Origin of the sequence: Halalkalibacter kiskunsagensis (assembly GCF_037027555.1) — a bacterium.
In the GTDB taxonomy this organism is placed as follows: Bacteria; Bacillota; Bacilli; order Bacillales; family Bacillaceae_D; genus Halalkalibacter; species Halalkalibacter kiskunsagensis.
The window spans coordinates 13,706-32,474 of the sequence record NZ_JAXBLX010000016.1 but is presented as its reverse complement, the minus strand read 5'-3'; the positions used below and the strand labels follow the sequence as shown (position 1 = coordinate 32,474).

The following is an 18,769-nucleotide window of genomic DNA, read 5'->3' as shown; positions in this document are numbered from 1 at the left end:
TGCCTCATTTATTGAATATGAAAAATTTTCTTTTATTCTTAGCAACTAAATTACTGGAGGGAAAATATAAATGGTTTTAAAGAGTAAACAAAAAAATGTAGAAGAACTTGTAATCTTTCTTCACCTTCCTAAAACAGCGGGAACTACTTTAAAAAGAATAGTAACAGATCAGTATCGTGCGGGAGAGGTGTATGGTTTTTCACCGATAATACCAAAACCGTTTTGGGAGCATCCAAAGTTAGACTATCAACTAAAGGTTCTTCCTAAAATTGGATCTTCAAAAAGAATTAAATGTATTATGGGACATACGTGGTTTGGTGTTCACAGGAATATCTCACGTTCATGTACTTATATAACCATGTTACGTGATCCGGTTGATCGGGTAATTTCATACTATTATTTTCTGAAAGACTTAAATAATAAAAACTTTCTGGCCCAAAAAGTAAAGCATATGAACTTTGAAGAATTTCTTTACAGTAATGATCAAGTTATTAAAGGCGTAACAGAAAATATGCAAACGCGTTATTTAGCTGCAGATAAATCAGAATTGGACAATGTAGCATTAGATAAAGCAAAACGAAGAATAATGAACCATTTCTCTGTTGTAGGAATCACAGAAATGTTTGATGAATCCTTAGTATTAATGAGTCATAAACTTGGCTGGAAAAATATAGATTATAAAAAGGCAAATGTAACTAAAAATCGTCCAAAAAAAGAAATGATTTCCAAAGAATTGATTGCTTTTATTGAAAGTAAAAATACATTAGATATGGAATTATATCGTTTTGCAAAGGAAAACCTTAAAAGTCAAATTAAAAATTTGACTATCTAACAAATCAGTGAAATTTTCTAATTTGGAAGGAGGTTAATATATGAATAAACCTTGCTTAGAAGTTCATATACCAATAAGCCCAACTGATAACTTTTTTAATATGGTTCATTATTTAGTAGAATCATTCCGTCAATTAGGAGGTGAGTTGTATAATCAAACAAAATTTGTAATTACTGTCGGAGAAGGTGTTCCCAACAAGAAGTTTAATAAGTATCTAACTTGGGCAAATGATTATAGAATTGAATGGAGATGGGTCGAAAAGAATTTATTTGCGAAATTCAATTATTTTGCCACGGCCTTACAGCGTTTCAGATACTCATATGAAGCTGATATGGTATTAATGCTAGACGCCGATATGCTCATTACTGGTTTGTTAGATAATATAGTCGAACGATCTCAAAGGACACAGTGTTTTATAGGAAAACCTGCTGAAAATCATCCGTTTTGGAGAAAAACAAGGGAATTTAGTCCGGAAATCTGGTGGATGAAAGTGTTACAGAATGCTGGATTTTCAGAGAAAGAGAGTATACCACCATATTTTAATTTAGGATTTCTTCTAGCTCCTAGTTCGATAATGAGAAAGATCGGCTCAACTATTTTCTATGAAATGGAAAAGGTAAATGAAGTAGTCGAAATACCTACAAGGTGTCAAGTCGCTGTGTCACTCGCAATTCTTCGCCATCAAATAAACTATGATGAAGTTAACTTGAAATACAATTTTCTATGTGCACACCCCCTTCAAAAAAAGTATAAAAATATAACTAAAAGCGAGCTTAGGGATATTAAAGTCTGGCATTATGCAGGCCCAAAAGGACAAATACAAAAACAACGGGATTTCATTAATCCAAAAACAGTTGAGAAATTTCTTCGAAAAAAAAATTTAAATCATGTTTCTCGTCATTTTCAGAAAAGATTAAGATTTGTGCATAGAGAAATAGTACAAAAAGGACTGAAATGAATGACGAAAGAAAATCATATTTACGTAATTGGTTCAGGCGGTCACTCTAAGGTTGTCATCGACATTTTAGAAAGTATGAATAGGTATACCATAATTGGAATAGTTGACCCGTTTAGAAAGCCAAACGAAATAATACATGGTTACACGGTTTTAGGAGATGAAACAATTCTAAAAAAAGAAAATAATCAATATAAAAGAGGAATAGTTGCTATTGGTGATAATTGGATAAGAAGCCAATGGGTCTTAAAAGTTAAATCTATTTGTCCGTCTTTTGAATATATTACTGCTATTCACCCTTATTCATTTATCTCTAAAGACTCAAAAGTCGGAAAGGGATCGGTTATTATGGCTGGAGCAATAGTAAATAGTAATTCAGTAGTAGGAGAACATTGTATAGTAAATACAAATTCTTCAATTGATCATGATAATTCATTAGGATACTGTGCCTCAATAGCCCCAGGTGTGACCACCGGCGGTAATGTAAAAATCGGTGATTATTCAGCTATTTCCATTGGCGCTACAATGAAGCATGGAATAGAAATAGGTGCTCATACAATTATTGGAGCAGGTTCAACAGTATTATCGAACATTGAATCATCAAAAGTTGCATATGGGACACCAGCTAAAGTTATCAGGGATAGAAAAAAAGGAGATAAATATCTCTGAGGGTCTTGTAAAGTTCGTGATGATGTTTCCAGGAAAATTCGCCCCTACCCTCTAAAAAGTATAGAAGGGTTGTACTATGTAGCATTTATTTAGACTACCAAATAATCTTTGATTTACACATCTTCGTAAAAAGACCCTGCTTATTCTTATAACCAGATAATCATTTTTGTCACCAGTCCCGTTAGCCATTCATGCAGCGCAAAATCGGCGTTGCACCACAGAGAATGAAAATGGATGAAACCCGTCAATACTGATTCTACGGTTGGGAGAGGAAGGTCGATTCACTATGGTGCCAGTAGAGCCCATCCGTTAGTTTGACTCCTTCGACCACGGTGCACCACTGACTGTTGCTCCCTTGCGGAAGCACTCATAGTAGATTAATCCTATTCTGGTTGTTGTTGCACCATTCTCCATTATTTTTAGTCGTAGAAAGGATGGTTTCAATGGATGTAATCATTGAACGTGCATGCGGGATGGTGCTCATAAGGATTCTATCACTGCATGTATTATCACACCAAAAGGAAAGGAGATTCAATCGTTTCCAACGAAAACGGTATTTTTGTTGAAACTACTAGACTGGATTAAGGAACACGGATTTACGCCAGTGTCATGGAGAGTACGAGTGTGTATTGGAATCCCATTGTGAATTTACTTGAGAGTGAAGACATCGTGTTTTTAGTGGTCAATGCCCAACCATTAAAGCTGTTCCAGGTCGTAAATCCGATGTAAATGTTGCTAAATTACTCCGTCATGGTCTTCTTCAACCTGGTTACCTTCCTAGTCGTGAACAAAGGGAATTGCGTGAACTGGTTCGTTACTCCGAAGTCTTATTGAAGAAAGATCTAGGGAAATTAGTAGAATCCAAAAGGTGTTAAAAGGTGCTAATATTAAACTTTCTTCAGTGGCAACGGATATTATGGGTGTCTCTGGTCGATCTATGATTAAAGCAATCATCAAGGAAGTTGATAACCCAGAAGAATTAGCTGGCTAGCAAAAAAAGGGACGAGTTGAAACGGGCTTTATTCGGTTCCGATGGTAATTAAGACATTATTTAAATCAACATCGTCGTCCATTAATTGACATACTTCATTTGGACGCATCCCTGTAGACCATAAAAGGCCAATTGCAGTTGAGATTGTCTTACATCTAAGACCGTCCGGTACATATAATTCCATTGAAGCTTGCATTAAAATGCATATTTCTTGTTCAGTGAAGATGTATGGGGTTGTCCGCCCGTGACATTTTCCAAACATCCCTTTTGGAGGTATCTGAGCCATGGGATCCAAAACACAAATATACTTTGCGAATGTTCGTATTGTCTCCAACCTTCTTGCCATATACCATCGTGAATACTCTGCTTTAAGAGTAGCCCATTGGAATGCGATATCTATGGTTAATCAACCTTCATACCCTATGGATACAATATATGCCGAAAAACGTCTTAATTCTTGAGATTCTATTTTAATCTGATATCCAAGCGCCTTTTTAAAGGAAATATATTCTTCTACCTGCCTTGAGATGAGATTACTATTCATATTCTCACCTCCGGCCAAGGTCCAGCTATCCTATAACTGTGTAAAGTTTATCTTTGTATAAATACTAGTTGTTTCAATAGATTTATGACCAAGGATATCTGCAATCATCTTTAGTTTAGGTCAACACCATTATCGATCATTTCTTTTACAGCTGTATGTCTTAACATATGGGTACCTGTAAAAATCTCCAATCCAGCTCTAATAGCAGCCCGTCTTACGGTATTTCGAACTTGGGACGTTCCCATTGGTTGTCCTAGTTCTTTTTTGAATTTCACAAATAAAATTCTCTATTCGGTAGATGGACGTGAGTGCAATAAGTATTTTTCAATAGCTTTGCCTGTAATAGTATGGAGTGGAAGCCTTCTTTCAGCATGTGATTTTGATTGCCTAATAGTTACAGTTCCCATTAACCAGTCAAAGTCATCTAATGAAAGTCTTGCGACTTCTGAACAGCGGAGACCTAAATCTTTTAAACATCGTGCAATTGCGTAGTCACGGATTCCAGTTAGATTTGATTGATCATATGATGAAAAAAGAGCATCTGTTTCTAAATCAGTTAGATATTTTGAGATGCCAGCCTTTTTCCAAACAGGTGGATTCATTGGTAATTTCAAAATAACCTCAAATTTTAAGCCGTCTGTGAATTCTAGAAATCTTACGTAACTTCTAATTCTAGCTATCATAGTTTTCTTTGACGCTTTGAGATATGACGAAGTGTGTCAGCTAGGTATTTTCGAACATGATCTACAGTTATTTTTTCTGGCGAAAAGTCCTTTTCTGAAAAACTGCAGTATAAAAATATTTTTACGGTACTGCATTGAGAAATAATTGTATTATCGCTTAGTTTAGACTTCAGTTAAATACGTTCGAAACCTATTTATCTCAACATCAATGGACATATTTACATCAAATTTCGAGAGATTTAGCCGAAAGAAAGTCTGGTTCCGCTAAGAAAATAATAATAAGCATGTAGAGCAGCTTGAATTGACTTTTTTGAGATGATAATGGGGTATTCGCTAAATATTTCGATATAACTTCCGTTAATTCCGCATGATCTGTCCTCTGGACAGAATACGCATCTTCGCATTTTAAAAATTCTTTTACCTTCCGAATATACTGTCCAATAACGAGATTGGAATACCCTTTCTTAACAAGATGTTTTTCAAAAGAAGTAATTTGCGTTTCGTTGTACATAAGCATTGGCTCCTTTTTATTCTTATCCTAGCCAAAGGAGAATGCTTATATTGTTATGTGCTGAAATTAGACGAAAAATATTGTTTCTAATATGTTAAGACATATTTTGAGCACATAACTTGGTTCAGTACATAATTTCTGTTGGACTAAACCGCTAGCGCGGTGGTATGTAACCCCCTCCCCCTATTTCCTTAATTTATCATCTATCCTTGAACGTGTTATTCCCTTAATTTTTTCATGTAGAACTACTTCTAATAAATATTGAGGAGAAAAAACATGGATAACAAAGAACAAATTTTACTACGGATGAGAGAAGATATTCAAAATCGAGGGTTGTCGAAAAATACGCTAGAGAATTACACATTGAACGCACGAATCTTTCTTGATTACATTAATTCTCCAGTAGACCAACTAGATGAGCAAGATATTCGCAAGTTCTTATCGTATCTGGTTCATGAGAAAAAAGTTTCACCAGGAACTGTGAATACTTATAGTGTTGCCATTCGTTTCCTTTTTGCCGTTACATTGAATCGCACTCTCAATTATCTGCAGATACCTCGTCAGAAAAAGCGCAAAACACTTCCAGAGGTTTTGACGCGAGAAGAAGTATTTTCTATCATCAACAATTGTAAAAATATTAAACATAAAGCGATGTTGATGCTAGTGTATAGTGCTGGTTTACGTGTAGGTGAAGCCGCATCGCTTAAAATACAAAATAATGATTCAAACAACATGCGTGTATTTGTGGCAAATGGTAAAGGAGGTAAGATCGCTATACCATACTCTCAGAAGCTTGTCTTCATGTTTTGCGCGACTATTGGAAGATTTATAAACCTAACCATCCCGAAGGATGCTTTTTCTTGGAACGTACGATGTATCACATATTACTTCTAGAGGCATAGCCGATGCATTTAATAAAGCTGTAAAAAGAACAAGTATTTCAAAAAATGTTTCCATTCACACGCTAAGACACTAATTCGCAACACACCTACTTGAGGATGGTGTATCTCTATTACAGATTAAAGAATTGCTTGGTCATGCCAGCATTCAGTCTACAAAAGTATATTTGCACCTTGCAAATGTAACATCTGGTATTCAAAGTCCGCTTGACAGATTGCCTGCGTATTTCGATTCAGAGGTTTCTCCTAATGGTTGAACTACAAGATATTTTTAGCCAACATAGTCATACCTATCAGCTCAATCAACGACTCTTACCACATCAACAGAAAGTGATACGAGCGATTCAAAACTGTAACAGAGATCATTGACCTTGCCGAAAAGAAGGGGGTAGTCTGTCCGTTAGAGGAAGAAATGGGACCAATGGATAGAAGAATTTCTCTTCCCTGAGAAGACTTTGGAGGCTTCTGGACGACAACCTTTGAACTTCGATTATATTCATGAAGAGTTAGCCAAACCAAATGTTACGCTCTCGCTTCTCCATCATGAATATGAAGCTGAATGTCGAACGAATCAAAAAAATCCGTACTCGTATCGCAGTTTTTTGCGTCATTATAGTAAATACGCAGACAAGTACAAAGCAACTTTGCGTATCCGTAGAGAACCAGGTGAAATAATGGAAGTTGACTGGGCGGGGGCGGGATCTACTGCCTTTGTCATTGATAGAGACACTCGGGAGAAGGTAAAGGCGTATGTTTTCGTAGCGACACTGCCGTGCAGTCAATTATCGTATGCAGAAGCAACCTTATCAATGGATTCACAATCATGGATTAATGCTCACAATCGCGCGTATAAGTATTTTGGTGGCTCTACGCAATTGTAGTGCCAACAACCTAAAAACGAGCGTGACAAAACATACAACTCGTAAATTGGTCTTAAATCCTACTTATAGAGAAATGGCTCCTTTCCAAAAAATTTGTGTGAGAGATATTTAATACGGCAATCTCATTCGACAAGGTTTCTTCAAATCTGCTATTTTTTTACTATATTATATGTCCGAGAAAAAATTAAATTTTTACCCAATCCTATCAGTTTAACTCTATTAATCAATTTGTTTCTTAAGGTCACTATAAAAATGTTCCCCTGTTAAATGGTAGTAATTCTCGTGTATTTTGTGAGAGAACTCTTCGGATTGAAAATAGACTTTGGATTGTTTTACCTTTAATAATTGTTCATATGTGGAAATAATATATTCAGGAAGCTCTTGGTCACGATGAAGGTCCTCAGTACTAGAATTACTATGTTGAAGATTTGGTGTGATAAAAGATTCCATAGAAGCTTTAACAGCAATTTTTTCAGACCACGGTATACCTAAACTTGAAGCTACAGGCTTCAGTGCTTTCTGCCAACCTTTGAGCAAATCGTCATAAAAAATGAGTTCCCTTTCCTCTTTTTCTGTCCATAGCAAAGCAGAAAGAGTATATAGACTCCATAAATCAATAGACTTTTTCTTATAGAATTTATTTCTCCTTTTAAGTGACACTGCAACATCTAATGGATTTCTAACGACTATTAAGTAGGACAATTTAATTTTCAGTTCATCTAAAATATCCTTCCATAATGGAACAGTTAAACAGTTTCTAGGATCTTTCCATCCCCAAAGGGGTTTTCCTATAAATTCATTTTCTACTATATTTATCAACTTGCTCTTAATGGGTTTTATTTTTTCATCGTTCCACCACAGAGCTGGCAATGGCTTTGTTGAATCCCAGGAACTCGTTAAAATTTCTAATAGTTTTTCTTGGCTTTGCGTAATGTCACTATACTCCCAGAAACCTTTTTTGTTAAATCTGGCTGGTGTTAACAGCTTTTTTTCATTCCCGAGTTCTACACCAAGTATATTTAAAGAACCAGTTACAGTAGAAGTCCCACTTCTATGCATACCTAAAATACAAATGGCTCGTTGTTTTTTTGTCATTTTATCCCTCGTCTCTTTTGCAATATTTTTGTTTCTATACTTTTAATTAATTCATTTATCCGTTCATAGTAGGTATGATCTCGAACAGTCCTTTTATATGCTTCTGAAGCCATTTGCTTCCTTAGATCATGCTTTTCCAAATAGTAATCAATTTTTTTATAAGATCATTAATACCGTTGCCCAAGCATTTCCAATAAAGCTTATATCAAATTGAGGTGTCAAATCCATTGGATAATAGTTGTTTGGATTAACTCCGAGTGCAAGATAAATACAAGGAGTATATAATTTGTTTTCATAACGGTGTTTGTCAAGATAGTTGACGCATTTAACTTATTTAATACCTTACCTCTACCGCGCTTCGCTTGCTAGCCTGTCCAAATAGAACAGAGTGTTACTCAGTTCTATTTGGACAGGTTATCTTTCATTGGATTTAATGCGACTGAATTGTTTGCCTTCCAATCTCTTGTCCCCCGTGACCATCGTTCAGGATGCTGCTGTTTTGCTTGCTCATAAACGATTTGTCTATTTTTTAGCACATCTATATAACCCCCTGTATGAACTTGTTCAGGTGTTACGAATTCAAGTCCACTATGCTGATGCTCACAGTTGTACCAATGGACAAACTTACTTGTCCATTCTCGAGCTACCGACAAGTCTTCAAATCCCTTATAAGGAAACTCAGGTCGGTACTTCATTGTACGAAACATCGCTTCAGAATAAGGGTTATCGTTGCTTACTCTTGGTCTAGAATAGGAGCTCTGGATACCCAATTTCTCAAGTAATGTTTGGAAGGTCACTGCCTTCATTGGACTGCCATTATCAGAATGAAGAACAAGCGGTTCCCCTTGAATTTTCTCGCTTACTACTGCTTTTTTTATCAACTCTTCAGCGTGGAAAGCTTCTTCTGATTCCCACACTTCCCATGCAACTACCTTTCTACTAAACAAGTCAATGATCATATAAAGACGATAAAACATCCCTTTTACAGGCCCTTTTAACCATATGATATCCCATGTCCACACTTGATTTGGAATGTTGCTAAATAGCTTTCTGATAATCTATGTTCCGGCCTCTTGCTTCGCCCACGATGGTGCTGCATATTTTCTTCGCGTAAGATGCGGTAAAAGCTAGATTCAGAGGCAATGTAGATGGATTGATCGGCTAACTTTGGCACGATTTGTGATGGAGGTAAATCAACAAACTCTTTTCTTTTTACAACCTCTAAGCTAAATCTGATTCATTCATCGAATACGTTTCCATTACGCTAGGATTTGGCACTTTCTTAGTTTCCAAAGCTTTAAAAAAATATCCAAAATTCACTAAAGTATTCCAGGTACTTTTTAGAACCTAAAGGAAATTTGAATATTGTAATTTATTGTGCATTTTAACTCACCCTCTATTTTACATTATTACAAATTTTTTAGTCACGTATTTTACTTATCCGTGATTTACTAATTCTAAAAATATTCTCTTATGCATCTCTACCCAATTTTCCCAATTATATGGTTTTATTGGCAAAGCAATTTGATTCTTTTGTCTTAAATAATTAATTTTTAGATCAAGTATTATTTTTTTTAGTGATAAGCTATTTTTATTTTGAAAGGGCTGTATGGAATATCAATATTTAAAATCCCATGTGGTGCAATGGTTAATTTTCCACAAGCTAACGCCTGTTTAATGGGAATAGTCCCATCTTTTTTTAATCTCGGAATAAACAGATAATCAATGCTTCGATAAAAAGCAGCCTTATTTTTAAATCTCCACACAGGTAATTGATAACCTTCCTTATCGGATACTAACTGTACCCCATTCTTTATCTATTAAAATTTCTTTAATAAAATTATCTATCTTTTGATCTGTTAAATAGATATAATCGCTCAGTATCCCTAGTGTTAAAATAGGCCTAAAAGAAGAATCTGCACCTGCAATAACAACCGAAATTCTTTCACTAGGAACTCCGAACTTTTTCAAAACTTCAACGGTCTGAAAGGATGATGTGATGCAATGATCAACTTCTTTAGCAGCTTTGATAATCTTATCTGCGTGTAAATCAGGATCAAAATGAGTGAAATATGCAACAACTATTCCATTTGATGTCGCCTTTGATAATACCCGTAATTAAAATAATAATGAATATCAGCATCTGGCCAAACTTCATTTATCTTAACATTTTTAATATTCTTTTGTATTTCTGAAGACATTCTGTGCAGTATCCATCCAGACTGCTCTGTTACAATTCTTATTTTAGGATAACGTTGATTTATTTTGCTACTTTTTGAAACCTTTGATAATTTTTTTATTAAATTTAAATCCTCTTTTGGGTTTAAACGTTCTCTAGTTAATCTACGAGTAGCATTTTCATAATGGATTGCCTTTGCAGTAGCAACATACACTATTTCCTTATTGATTAAACTACGATATTTTAAACATAATGCAATATCTTTACCTGCTATACGAAATGATTCGTCAAACTTAATTTTCAGGAACTCTTCTTTTCCAATTAAGATAAATGCCCCTGTTACTGCAGGTACAGATTTGGTAATAGATAATTTTTGATCTCTATAATCTAATTTATTTTTGTATTGATGAAAGGGGGTTCCGTCATCACTAAAATATACTCCAGCATGTTGTATCCTTCCATTAGGATACCTTAAATTAGCTCCAACTATTCCAACATCAGGATATTGGAATGCTTTCCAAGCGTTTTGTAAACAATCTTTAACTAATACAATATCATCATTTAAAAAAAGTAATACTCTTCCATTTGCTTTCTCTGCTAAAATATTATTATTACTTGAAAAATGATATTGTTTAAGATAATGTATTTTTATTGGAAAACCATAACTCAAAGATATATTTTTCTTTATATTCTCTTTACCATTCCATGCACATAACACTTCTAGGTTAAGATTGTGCTTAGAATTCGCAATCGATTTTAATAAAGATGATAGCATCCCCATATTTCTTGAAATAGTTATAATACTTAAATCCATTGTATCCCCCTATTTTGATTTTACTGTTACCTAACTATTTATATACATCTTTATTACCGTTTCATAGTTGTATAACATTTCATCAAATGATTGCTCCCTTCGGAAAATCTCATTTGAATTACTAGCGTAATTGTGACGTAGTACCTTATTTTGTGTTAACTTTATAATATTTTTTTATTGAATCACATTCCCGGGTTTATAAAATAAAGCATTTTGATTTTCAACAACCTGTTCCTTGACACCAAATATTGGTGTTGTAATAATAGGAAGATTAAATGCCATGGCTTCCAGCTGTGGCAATAACATAATCATTCGGTGTATTCTGTTGAAGCATCAACCACATTGCTTCTACATAATCTCCAGCGAACCCCCAGTCTCTTTTCGCATCTAAATTCCCTAAACGTAATTCACTTTGAAGACCTAATTTAATCTTTGCCGCAGCACTCGTAACCTTCCGTGTAACAAATTCCAGTCCTCTGCGAGGTGATTCATGATTAAATAAAATGCCTGAGCATGCATTCTTATTAAAGCTTTCACGGTAATGAACTGTAATCCAATGACCATATACTTTAGCTACACCATATGGACTAAGAGGATAAAAGGGTGTTAATTCTGTTGAGGTGACTGAACTACTTTACCAAACATTTCACTACTAGAAGCTTGATAAAACCTAGCATCAGGTTTTGCAAAACGAACTGCCTCAAGCATATTTGTAACTCCAAGACCTGTTATTTGACCAGTGTATATTGGCTGTTCCCAGGAATCTGCTACAAATGACTGTGCCGCTAAGTTATAAACTTCATCTGGCTTTGCATCTTTTACAGCATCAATTAAAGAAGCTAAGTCAAGTAAGTCACCTGAAACAAACTCAATTTCCTTTTTAATATGTTGAATATTTTCAAAGTTTTGTGTCGCTGTTCTTCTTTTTAAACCATAAACTTTATAACCCTTTTTTAATAATAATTCTGCTAGGTATGAGCTATCTTGCCCAGTAATTAGAGTACTTTTCATTTTTGTCACCTTAGCCACATAATTAAAGTTTTGTTATGTTATATTCATATGCCGAATAAAAATATATGCTTGGTCATATCACTTGAGTTTATAAAGAAATTTGTTTTTTTATTTAATTGAATCAATTTCATAATTTGAACCCTATGTCTTGCAAGGCTTTTAAGACATCAAAAAAGGAGTACCTCCCCAAAAGTCGAATTAGTAAGTTACCACACAAAACTAACGACTGGAGGAAGACTCCCTTATGACTATTATACGACAAGGAAGCCTATTTGACCTGCAAGATTTATACGATTTAGAACCTACCCACCGTTTTGAAGCGGTGTTTTCAACGATTGAGATTAATCCGATTCTAGTTATTGTTTCTAAAAAAGCCCTTTATGGTGCGCCTGTTCAACTTAATTATGCAGCCATGATCTACTCTCTTGCGGCTAGAATTCTTGAACGAATTCCTACAATTAAAGATCTTATTAAACGTTTAAAGAACGACTATATGTTTCGTTTAGATTGTGGATTCCTTCTTTCAGATGCGATTCCATCTGAAGCTTCTTATTCAAGAATGCTTACCAAATTAGCTGAATCCGATGTTCTTGAACGTGTTAAAGAAACTCAAATCCTTCAAGCTATTCTAGAAGGGTTTATCACGGATGAGACGGCTGCCCTTGATGCGACTCACATCGAAGCACGGGACCAAGCACCTGTGAAAGAAGAAAAGCCTAAGTCCGAGCCAAAGAAACGCGGACGTAAGCCCAAAGAAGAACAAGAGAAATGGCTTCAAGAAAAAGCTGAACGTGAAGCGGCTCTACCACTATTCGAGAAAAAGATAGAAGCTCAACTGGATGCGTCTTTAGATGAATTACGGTCATCTGTCCCTCGTGATCCTAAGTGGGGAATCAAGAAAAACAGTGAAGGAAAGAATGCATTTTGGTTTGGTTATAAAGGGCATTTTGCGGTCGGAACCAAAAGTCAGTACATTCTTCAATCGCTCTTTTCATCAGGAAATCTAAATGATGGAAAAGCTGCGATCCCTCTATTGAAAGGCATTCATGAGCGACTCTCTGCGCTTCCGATTTCTTTTAGTACTCTTGATGCAGGGTATGACTATCCAGCCATTTACGAACAAATTCATCGAATGGGTGCCCAGTCTATCATTGCTTACAATAAGAAAAATGAGTCAGCCTTAGAAGGGTTTGATCAATATTTTGCCCCAACTTGTGTGCGAGAATATTCGTATCGATATGACAGTTACGACTCTACGTATGAGACGTTAAACAAAAGAGTGTAAAGATTGTCCGTTAGCATCGGATACGTTGTGTCAAAAGGTCTATAAAGTCAAAATAACAACTGATTTGCGTAGATATACAGCGCCAGCCCGTGGCTCGAAAGCGTGGAAAACCATTTATAAGCAACGAAGTGCTGTTGAACGCGTCATTGCTTATCTCAAGGAGTTCTTCCAGTTAAATAATGTTCGTTATCGAACTGGGAAGCGAGCAAAAGTTCATTTTGATTTGACGCAATTGGTTTATAACGGAGCAAAACTCGCGTGTGATCGTATAGCTAAGTCCTTGTCTAAAAAAAGGGTTATTCAAGCTGCCTAATTTCCATTTTTAAAAATGAGAACATGAAAATTGGGTCTTTGTATGATTCTTTAGATAGGCTTTATGAAATTAATTCAAGTACAATCGCATATTTAAGATTCATTGATTAACTTTTTTCACACTTATTCCATATATTAAAAAATAGGAAATTTTAAATGAAGGGTAAGTGATTAGTAGTGCAGATAAATAAAATATTGATACATCTTCACACACCCAAAACGGGAGGAACAACGTTAAGAAAGATAATAACTAAAAACTATAAGAATTCTTCGCATAATGTTTATCTTGATGAACCCAAGAGGAAAAGAAAACTTAAATACCTCAATCAAAAAAATGTATCTTGTATACAAGGTCACTTTCCTTTTGGAATTCATAAATATTTGTCAAAACCCTGTGATTACATTACAATGCTTCGTGACCCAATTGATCGAGTAATTTCTGAATACTATTTTATTCGAAGAGGAACTCGGCACCGATTACATCAACAAGTAATGAAAATGAGTTTAGATCAGTATTTGAGAAGATCAGAATCTATAAATTTACAAACTAGATATCTTTCAGGAGCAACTGGTCCTGTTACAAGAAAAGATCTAGAAATAGCAAAAAAACATATTCAAAATCACTTCGCTGTAGTAGGGATAACAGAAATGTTTAACGAATCGCTATTTTTAATGAAAAAAAAATTAGGGTGGAGAGACATTTCTTACGAAAAACAAAATGTTACTAAAACAAGACCTTCATTAAATCAAATTTCCGATTCAACATTAATTGAGCTAGAGAAACATAATAAATTAGACATAGAATTATACAATTTCGCAAAAAAAATTTTAGAACAAAAACTTATTAGTTTAGATCAAAATTCAAAACAGGAATTGAATGCTTTCCTCTCTAAATTATCCAACTGAGTATTGCGGTCGAAATGAGCCGGTAGTGCGGAGTTTTGAGCCACCATTTGCGGACGTTTGAGCCACTAAGTGCGGGGAAGAGAGCCACTATCAGTAAAGGCTACTCTACTGCCATATGTAGAGTAAATCCGCTAGTCCGCCACTATTGACTTAACTTTTGTCCGTGTCGTGGATCTATCGCAAGTGTGGCATAAATAATGCCTAATAGGCACACCTGCTCAAAACATGATAACACGGACAAATCGATTCTAAGCATCCGCTAGTGGGGCCCCGACCCCTTCCAACGGATACTAAGAATCGGGCGTTACAGTAAATGGCAAGCAGCTACGCTGTGGCTCTGTGTTCCGCAAATGGCGGCTCTTTTATCCGCAATGAATGGCTCAAAACTCCGCAATTGTGGCTCAATTCATTCGCAATAATCATCCAACAAATAATCAGCTTATTAATTAATGTCCTTTCAAGTGAAACAGATACGTCACAACAAAATATTGATCCTTTTCGTAAAAAAACAAATAAACGAAATGGTGAGTAATCCATTTCGTTTATTTTTGTTTCAAAATACTTATAAAAAGATTCTCCTTCACTAATATACAACTTTTTAAAAATTTTCCAAATATTTTTTGAGCTGTTTTAGATTTACCGCCCAACTCGCGCGATTTGCGGGAGTATTTGTGTCAATTGTTTCTCCAATAAAATAATTTAGTTGCCCTTGGTTTGAGCTATTAATTAAAATATCATTTTGTTTAAAAAAGAGACGTGAAGTAAGAATTAATTTTTTTGTCGGTTTGTTTTGAAATACACAATTGTACATAGCCGATCCAGAAGGGCCAGCAATTATGTTGGCATTTCTAAAGATATTTATTTGTTGAATAACACTCAGTTCTTGTGGATGGATAATTGTAAACCCATAAGAAGAAAAAAGTTTTTCAACTTCTTTTTCATTTACTAAACATCGTCTTTTGTTTTTTAGTTTTGTTCTTGATACGTAAATTTTTTTGGGCCCTACTCCCTCATCATAGTAATCACCTATTTTCCTCCATATACTATTAGCAAAAGAAGATGTATATTTTCTTAAAACAAAAGTTTGAACAGGGATATGGAGTCGATCACATACAATCGGCTGATTTATTCGGACAATCTGGTTTTTTCTTATTCCTAGTGCCTGTAAAATGTCCAATTGCCATTGGTTAGTATCATTCGGATTCATTATAAATTTATATTGACTAATATCAATAAACTTGGTAATCCATAATCTCGAAACTACTTCTAATAGGAAATGACCGTAGGCTCCCGAAATTTCTCCACTTAAAAAAATACTATCTCCCGTTTGTCGAATCACTTTTGACGATTTTTCTTTCAAACTAAACCGATTTCTAGCTTGATTATATTTGAGATACAAATGAAAAAAAAAGGGATCGTAATTCCTAAAGCTATCCGGTAAAAGGTATTGTTGGTTATACACGACGGTTTGGTTTTTTAGACATAATGCATTTTTAATACTAGCAAGGTAAAAATCTTGACTTATAGATTCATTGGGGATTTGCTTTTTTAGTGACTCATACTTAACTGGAATTATAGGACGTACTATATTTGTTTTTTCAGGACCTTGAACTACATAATAACAACTTCTTGGTAAATTCCCCATTTTATATTGTTTAAAATCTTTCACATCGCAAATGTCTTGATAATCGATCAACTTCATTTCCTTTTTCAGCTTCATTATTGTCCCCCTTACAAGATTAACAAATCATTCAACTTTATTTTAGACATACCCTCTAACTTGTATTAAGACTAATACTATATATTGAAACTTATAACCAATTTCAATTTCTCCATTATATATATTCATCATCATCAAGATTGATTAATTTATTAGTCCATTTCACTAAATTCCAGTAGATATATCTTAAAAAGCTTATGATAATTAATTCCCTACATTTTCAGAGAGAAATAAAATAATTAGGCAGATCAGTTTCTCTTTTTAAAATTTGAAATTATAAATTCGAAATCATAAAGTATAGCACAAGAACACAAGCTTTATCCGAATACATTCATATCATATTAATAGATAAATATTGTTTAAAATAATAGTACCAAAAAGAAGTAATTGAGGTGGATTCACATTGAAAATAAGCTGTATTCTCACAAGCTACAATCGTCCAAAAGGAGTACGTGAAGCAATTGAAAGTGTGCAAAGACAGACATATCCAAATTGGGAATTAATTATTGTAGATGATAACTCAAATATTTCCACTAAACAGATACTGAAAAAACTTGTTAATAAAGACCCCCGATTAAAACTTATTCAATCAGGAATTAAGGAAACGGATAGACAAAAGTCAACTCGTTATGCAACTTGTATCAACCTTGCATTATCACAAGTAAGTGGGGATCTCATTACGTATTTAACTGATGATGATATCTACTATCCACAACGTTTTGAGAAAATGGTGAACGTGTTCCAACGTAGCCCACAAATTTATGTGGTATATGGTAGGCAACGTGTGGTGAATATTAAAAATGGAAAAATTACAAAAAAACGTCTACGTCCTCTCATTGGCGTAACTAAACACCCAATGTCTCGGGTTGATCATAATTCTTTTATGCATAGACGAAGTTGTCTTAATCTAGTCAAATCTTGGGATGATGATCCAAAGTACTGGAGAAATGGAGACGCCATGTTTTTCAGAAAATTAATTAAGCATTGGAGCTTTCATCCTGTAAATTTCATCACTGATGAACATAGAATACATTCAAAGGGGATACAAGCGAAAATGAGAAAAAGGAAAAAGCCATGGGAAGAAAAAGATGCTGAATAGATTAACTGAGAACTTTTATGGTCACTCAAAACTCACTTAAAATCCCATCCGAAATCAACGAATGGATTAGGCCAATTCGTTGATTTCATCCGGTAAACAATTCAAAAATAAGACAATCACCTTTCTCAAAAAGGACTAGTTCTTGTTTTGATATCAGTACAGACTCTTCTTCTTTGAACTTCAATTTGTTTAATACATATTTATGAATAAAATGAAGTTTATTACGATTACTTAAATAATAATCTGTTCCTTGCTTAAAAATAAAACCGTTTGGTAAAATATACTCTGGAGAGAGAGATGATCGAATAGGTGGTCCATCCGGAATTTTTACAATTACTTCATTGTCTATTGATATTACATCTTTTATTTTAAAATGGAAACGTTGTAAAGTTTTTTGATCCAATATCTTTCGTTTTTTATTATCTTGTATATAAAAAGTGTCATTATTACCCTCAGCTTTTATAAGTCTTTGATTAGGAAGAGACAGGTTTTTATAGACAAACTCATCAATTGGAACACCACGTGGAAACTTATAAAGCACTGGATCTGGTATATCAACAATCTTATTGCGATCATATTTTAGAAGCTCAAACATTCCTTCCATTATTTCTCTTCTTTCCTGGTTATCAATTAAATAAACTTTAGAGCCTAACCCTTTTACTAAAATACCATCCGGTATTTTTGAGGGAAGATAGGCATTTAACCTTTGAAAAGAAACTGGAGTTTTGTAACTAATATCTAGTTCTTTTTTTATTGGATAAAAAGCTACAAACTCATTTAATCTCGCCCAGAAAGCCGCATCACCATTATGCCAGTTTTTAGGGTCATCATCCCAATAACTTTGATATTTCCGAAAAACTTTCTCTGCAATTTTTCTCGAATGCAAAACAGAACAATGATCGACCCGATTTGCAGCTTTTCTTATAATACCTCTTGTTTTTCTTGTATTCTTAGATATCACTTTTAAAGCATTATTCACACGTTGAATTATCTGACCCGAATATACAACCTCCACATTTACATTTTTTTCCAAGTAGGTAACCATTTCTTTTAGTCTAGTTGTTACATATTCAGTATCATCGGTTAAATAGGAAAGATATTTACCTTTAGTAAGTGGAATGGCTTGATTTATCAATGTAGCATACCTTGTTGTTTTATACCGATCTTCATTATTAATTTGACTATTATAATAATGAATTCGTTCATCGTTTAAATATTTTCTTATAATCAATGTTGTTTCTTCATTTGAAGCATCGTCCATAATAAATAATTCCCAATCTTTCAAAGTTTGCCTCAAAACACTTTGGATTGCTTTGCCAACAGTCTGTGGTTTATTGTAGCTTGTTAAAATAACCGAAACTCTTGGTTTCATCTAAACACCTA

At 34.4% G+C, this 18,769-nt stretch carries 19 protein-coding genes and 4 pseudogenes; 11 read left to right on the top strand and 12 right to left on the bottom strand.

Annotation, left to right across the window (positions count from 1 at the left end; translation table 11 throughout):
* Positions 1-70 precede the first annotated feature (70 nt).
* From SLH51_RS11100 to SLH51_RS11085, 4 genes and pseudogenes are all read left to right on the top strand, one after another.
* Positions 71-832, top strand: a complete 762-nt coding sequence (locus tag SLH51_RS11100; RefSeq protein WP_335961328.1) for a sulfotransferase family 2 domain-containing protein — start codon at positions 71-73, stop codon at positions 830-832.
* A gap of 40 nt (positions 833-872) precedes the next feature.
* Complete coding sequence (locus SLH51_RS11095) at positions 873-1,790, top strand: hypothetical protein (protein WP_335961327.1); 918 nt, start codon at positions 873-875, stop codon at positions 1,788-1,790.
* Positions 1,791-2,456 (top strand): acetyltransferase, encoded by a 666-nt coding sequence (locus tag SLH51_RS11090; protein WP_335961326.1) that lies wholly within the window; start codon positions 1,791-1,793, stop codon positions 2,454-2,456.
* 443 nt (positions 2,457-2,899) lie between these two features.
* Positions 2,900-3,441, top strand: a pseudogene (locus SLH51_RS11085) (IS110 family transposase); the annotation flags it as partial.
* 34 nt (positions 3,442-3,475) lie between these two features.
* Here the strand turns inward: SLH51_RS11085 and SLH51_RS11080 are convergent.
* From SLH51_RS11080 to SLH51_RS11065, 4 genes and pseudogenes are all read right to left on the bottom strand, one after another.
* Positions 3,476-3,733 (bottom strand): site-specific integrase, encoded by a 258-nt coding sequence (locus tag SLH51_RS11080; protein WP_335961325.1) that lies wholly within the window; start codon positions 3,731-3,733, stop codon positions 3,476-3,478.
* Positions 3,734-3,853: 120 nt separating this feature from the next.
* The gene (locus SLH51_RS11075) at positions 3,854-3,991 is read right to left on the bottom strand and encodes a hypothetical protein (protein WP_335961324.1); all 138 of its coding nucleotides are present in this window, start codon (positions 3,989-3,991) and stop codon (positions 3,854-3,856) included.
* Positions 3,992-4,101: 110 nt separating this feature from the next.
* A pseudogene (locus tag SLH51_RS11070) lies at positions 4,102-4,593 on the bottom strand (tyrosine-type recombinase/integrase).
* A 304-nt stretch (positions 4,594-4,897) separates the two neighbouring features.
* The gene (locus SLH51_RS11065) at positions 4,898-5,185 is read right to left on the bottom strand and encodes a hypothetical protein (protein WP_335961323.1); all 288 of its coding nucleotides are present in this window, start codon (positions 5,183-5,185) and stop codon (positions 4,898-4,900) included.
* A gap of 276 nt (positions 5,186-5,461) precedes the next feature.
* Between SLH51_RS11065 and SLH51_RS11060 the strand changes: the two genes are divergently transcribed.
* The 3 genes from SLH51_RS11060 to SLH51_RS11050 all read left to right on the top strand — a co-directional run bounded on the left by SLH51_RS11060 (position 5,462) and on the right by SLH51_RS11050 (position 6,965).
* Positions 5,462-6,079, top strand: coding sequence for a tyrosine-type recombinase/integrase (locus SLH51_RS11060; protein ID WP_335961322.1), 618 nt, complete (start codon positions 5,462-5,464; stop codon positions 6,077-6,079).
* A 124-nt stretch (positions 6,080-6,203) separates the two neighbouring features.
* Positions 6,204-6,341: a hypothetical protein gene (locus SLH51_RS11055; RefSeq protein ID WP_335961390.1), complete on the top strand. Its 138-nt coding sequence runs from the start codon at positions 6,204-6,206 to the stop codon at positions 6,339-6,341.
* Positions 6,342-6,563: 222 nt separating this feature from the next.
* Complete coding sequence (locus SLH51_RS11050; protein ID WP_335961321.1) at positions 6,564-6,965, top strand: hypothetical protein; 402 nt, start codon at positions 6,564-6,566, stop codon at positions 6,963-6,965.
* Between the two features lie 219 nt (positions 6,966-7,184).
* Here SLH51_RS11050 and SLH51_RS11045 read toward each other — a convergent pair whose 3' ends face one another.
* From SLH51_RS11045 to SLH51_RS11030, 6 genes and pseudogenes are all read right to left on the bottom strand, one after another.
* Positions 7,185-8,060, bottom strand: a complete 876-nt coding sequence (locus SLH51_RS11045) for a sulfotransferase family protein (RefSeq protein ID WP_335961320.1) — start codon at positions 8,058-8,060, stop codon at positions 7,185-7,187.
* The gene (locus tag SLH51_RS24455) at positions 8,057-8,212 is read right to left on the bottom strand and encodes a glycosyltransferase family protein (protein ID WP_390183796.1); all 156 of its coding nucleotides are present in this window, start codon (positions 8,210-8,212) and stop codon (positions 8,057-8,059) included. The genes SLH51_RS11045 and SLH51_RS24455 overlap by 4 nt, the downstream gene beginning before the upstream one ends.
* 249 nt (positions 8,213-8,461) lie before the next feature.
* Positions 8,462-9,094, bottom strand: coding sequence for a DDE-type integrase/transposase/recombinase (locus SLH51_RS11040; RefSeq protein ID WP_335961389.1), 633 nt, complete (start codon positions 9,092-9,094; stop codon positions 8,462-8,464).
* 1,047 nt (positions 9,095-10,141) lie between these two features.
* Positions 10,142-11,053: a glycosyltransferase gene (locus tag SLH51_RS11035; RefSeq protein ID WP_335961319.1), complete on the bottom strand. Its 912-nt coding sequence runs from the start codon at positions 11,051-11,053 to the stop codon at positions 10,142-10,144.
* Between the two features lie 174 nt (positions 11,054-11,227).
* On the bottom strand, positions 11,228-11,335 hold the full coding sequence (locus tag SLH51_RS24450) for a glycosyltransferase family protein (RefSeq protein ID WP_390183790.1): 108 nt from the start codon (positions 11,333-11,335) through the stop codon (positions 11,228-11,230).
* A pseudogene (locus tag SLH51_RS11030) lies at positions 11,328-12,064 on the bottom strand (GDP-mannose 4,6-dehydratase); the annotation flags it as partial. The pseudogene SLH51_RS11030 and the gene SLH51_RS24450, both read right to left, overlap by 8 nt.
* 244 nt (positions 12,065-12,308) lie before the next feature.
* Between SLH51_RS11030 and SLH51_RS11025 the strand changes: the two are divergent.
* The 3 genes and pseudogenes from SLH51_RS11025 (at position 12,309) to SLH51_RS11015 (ending at position 15,099) form a co-directional block, all read left to right on the top strand.
* Positions 12,309-13,662, top strand: a pseudogene (locus SLH51_RS11025) (IS1182 family transposase).
* Between the two features lie 176 nt (positions 13,663-13,838).
* Positions 13,839-14,567: a sulfotransferase family 2 domain-containing protein gene (locus SLH51_RS11020; RefSeq protein ID WP_335961318.1), complete on the top strand. Its 729-nt coding sequence runs from the start codon at positions 13,839-13,841 to the stop codon at positions 14,565-14,567.
* Between the two features lie 313 nt (positions 14,568-14,880).
* Complete coding sequence (locus SLH51_RS11015; protein WP_335961317.1) at positions 14,881-15,099, top strand: hypothetical protein; 219 nt, start codon at positions 14,881-14,883, stop codon at positions 15,097-15,099.
* Between the two features lie 66 nt (positions 15,100-15,165).
* Here the strand turns inward: SLH51_RS11015 and SLH51_RS11010 are convergent, their stop codons facing one another.
* The gene (locus tag SLH51_RS11010) at positions 15,166-16,287 is read right to left on the bottom strand and encodes a glycosyltransferase family 61 protein (protein WP_335961316.1); all 1,122 of its coding nucleotides are present in this window, start codon (positions 16,285-16,287) and stop codon (positions 15,166-15,168) included.
* 403 nt (positions 16,288-16,690) lie between these two features.
* Here SLH51_RS11010 and SLH51_RS11005 point away from each other — a divergent pair, with 403 nt between their 5' ends.
* Positions 16,691-17,386: a glycosyltransferase family 2 protein gene (locus SLH51_RS11005; RefSeq protein WP_335961315.1), complete on the top strand. Its 696-nt coding sequence runs from the start codon at positions 16,691-16,693 to the stop codon at positions 17,384-17,386.
* Positions 17,387-17,471: 85 nt separating this feature from the next.
* Here SLH51_RS11005 and SLH51_RS11000 read toward each other — a convergent pair whose 3' ends face one another.
* Entirely contained in the window at positions 17,472-18,758 is a 1,287-nt protein-coding gene (locus SLH51_RS11000; protein ID WP_335961314.1) for a glycosyltransferase family 2 protein, read from the bottom strand.
* Positions 18,759-18,769 lie beyond the last annotated feature (11 nt).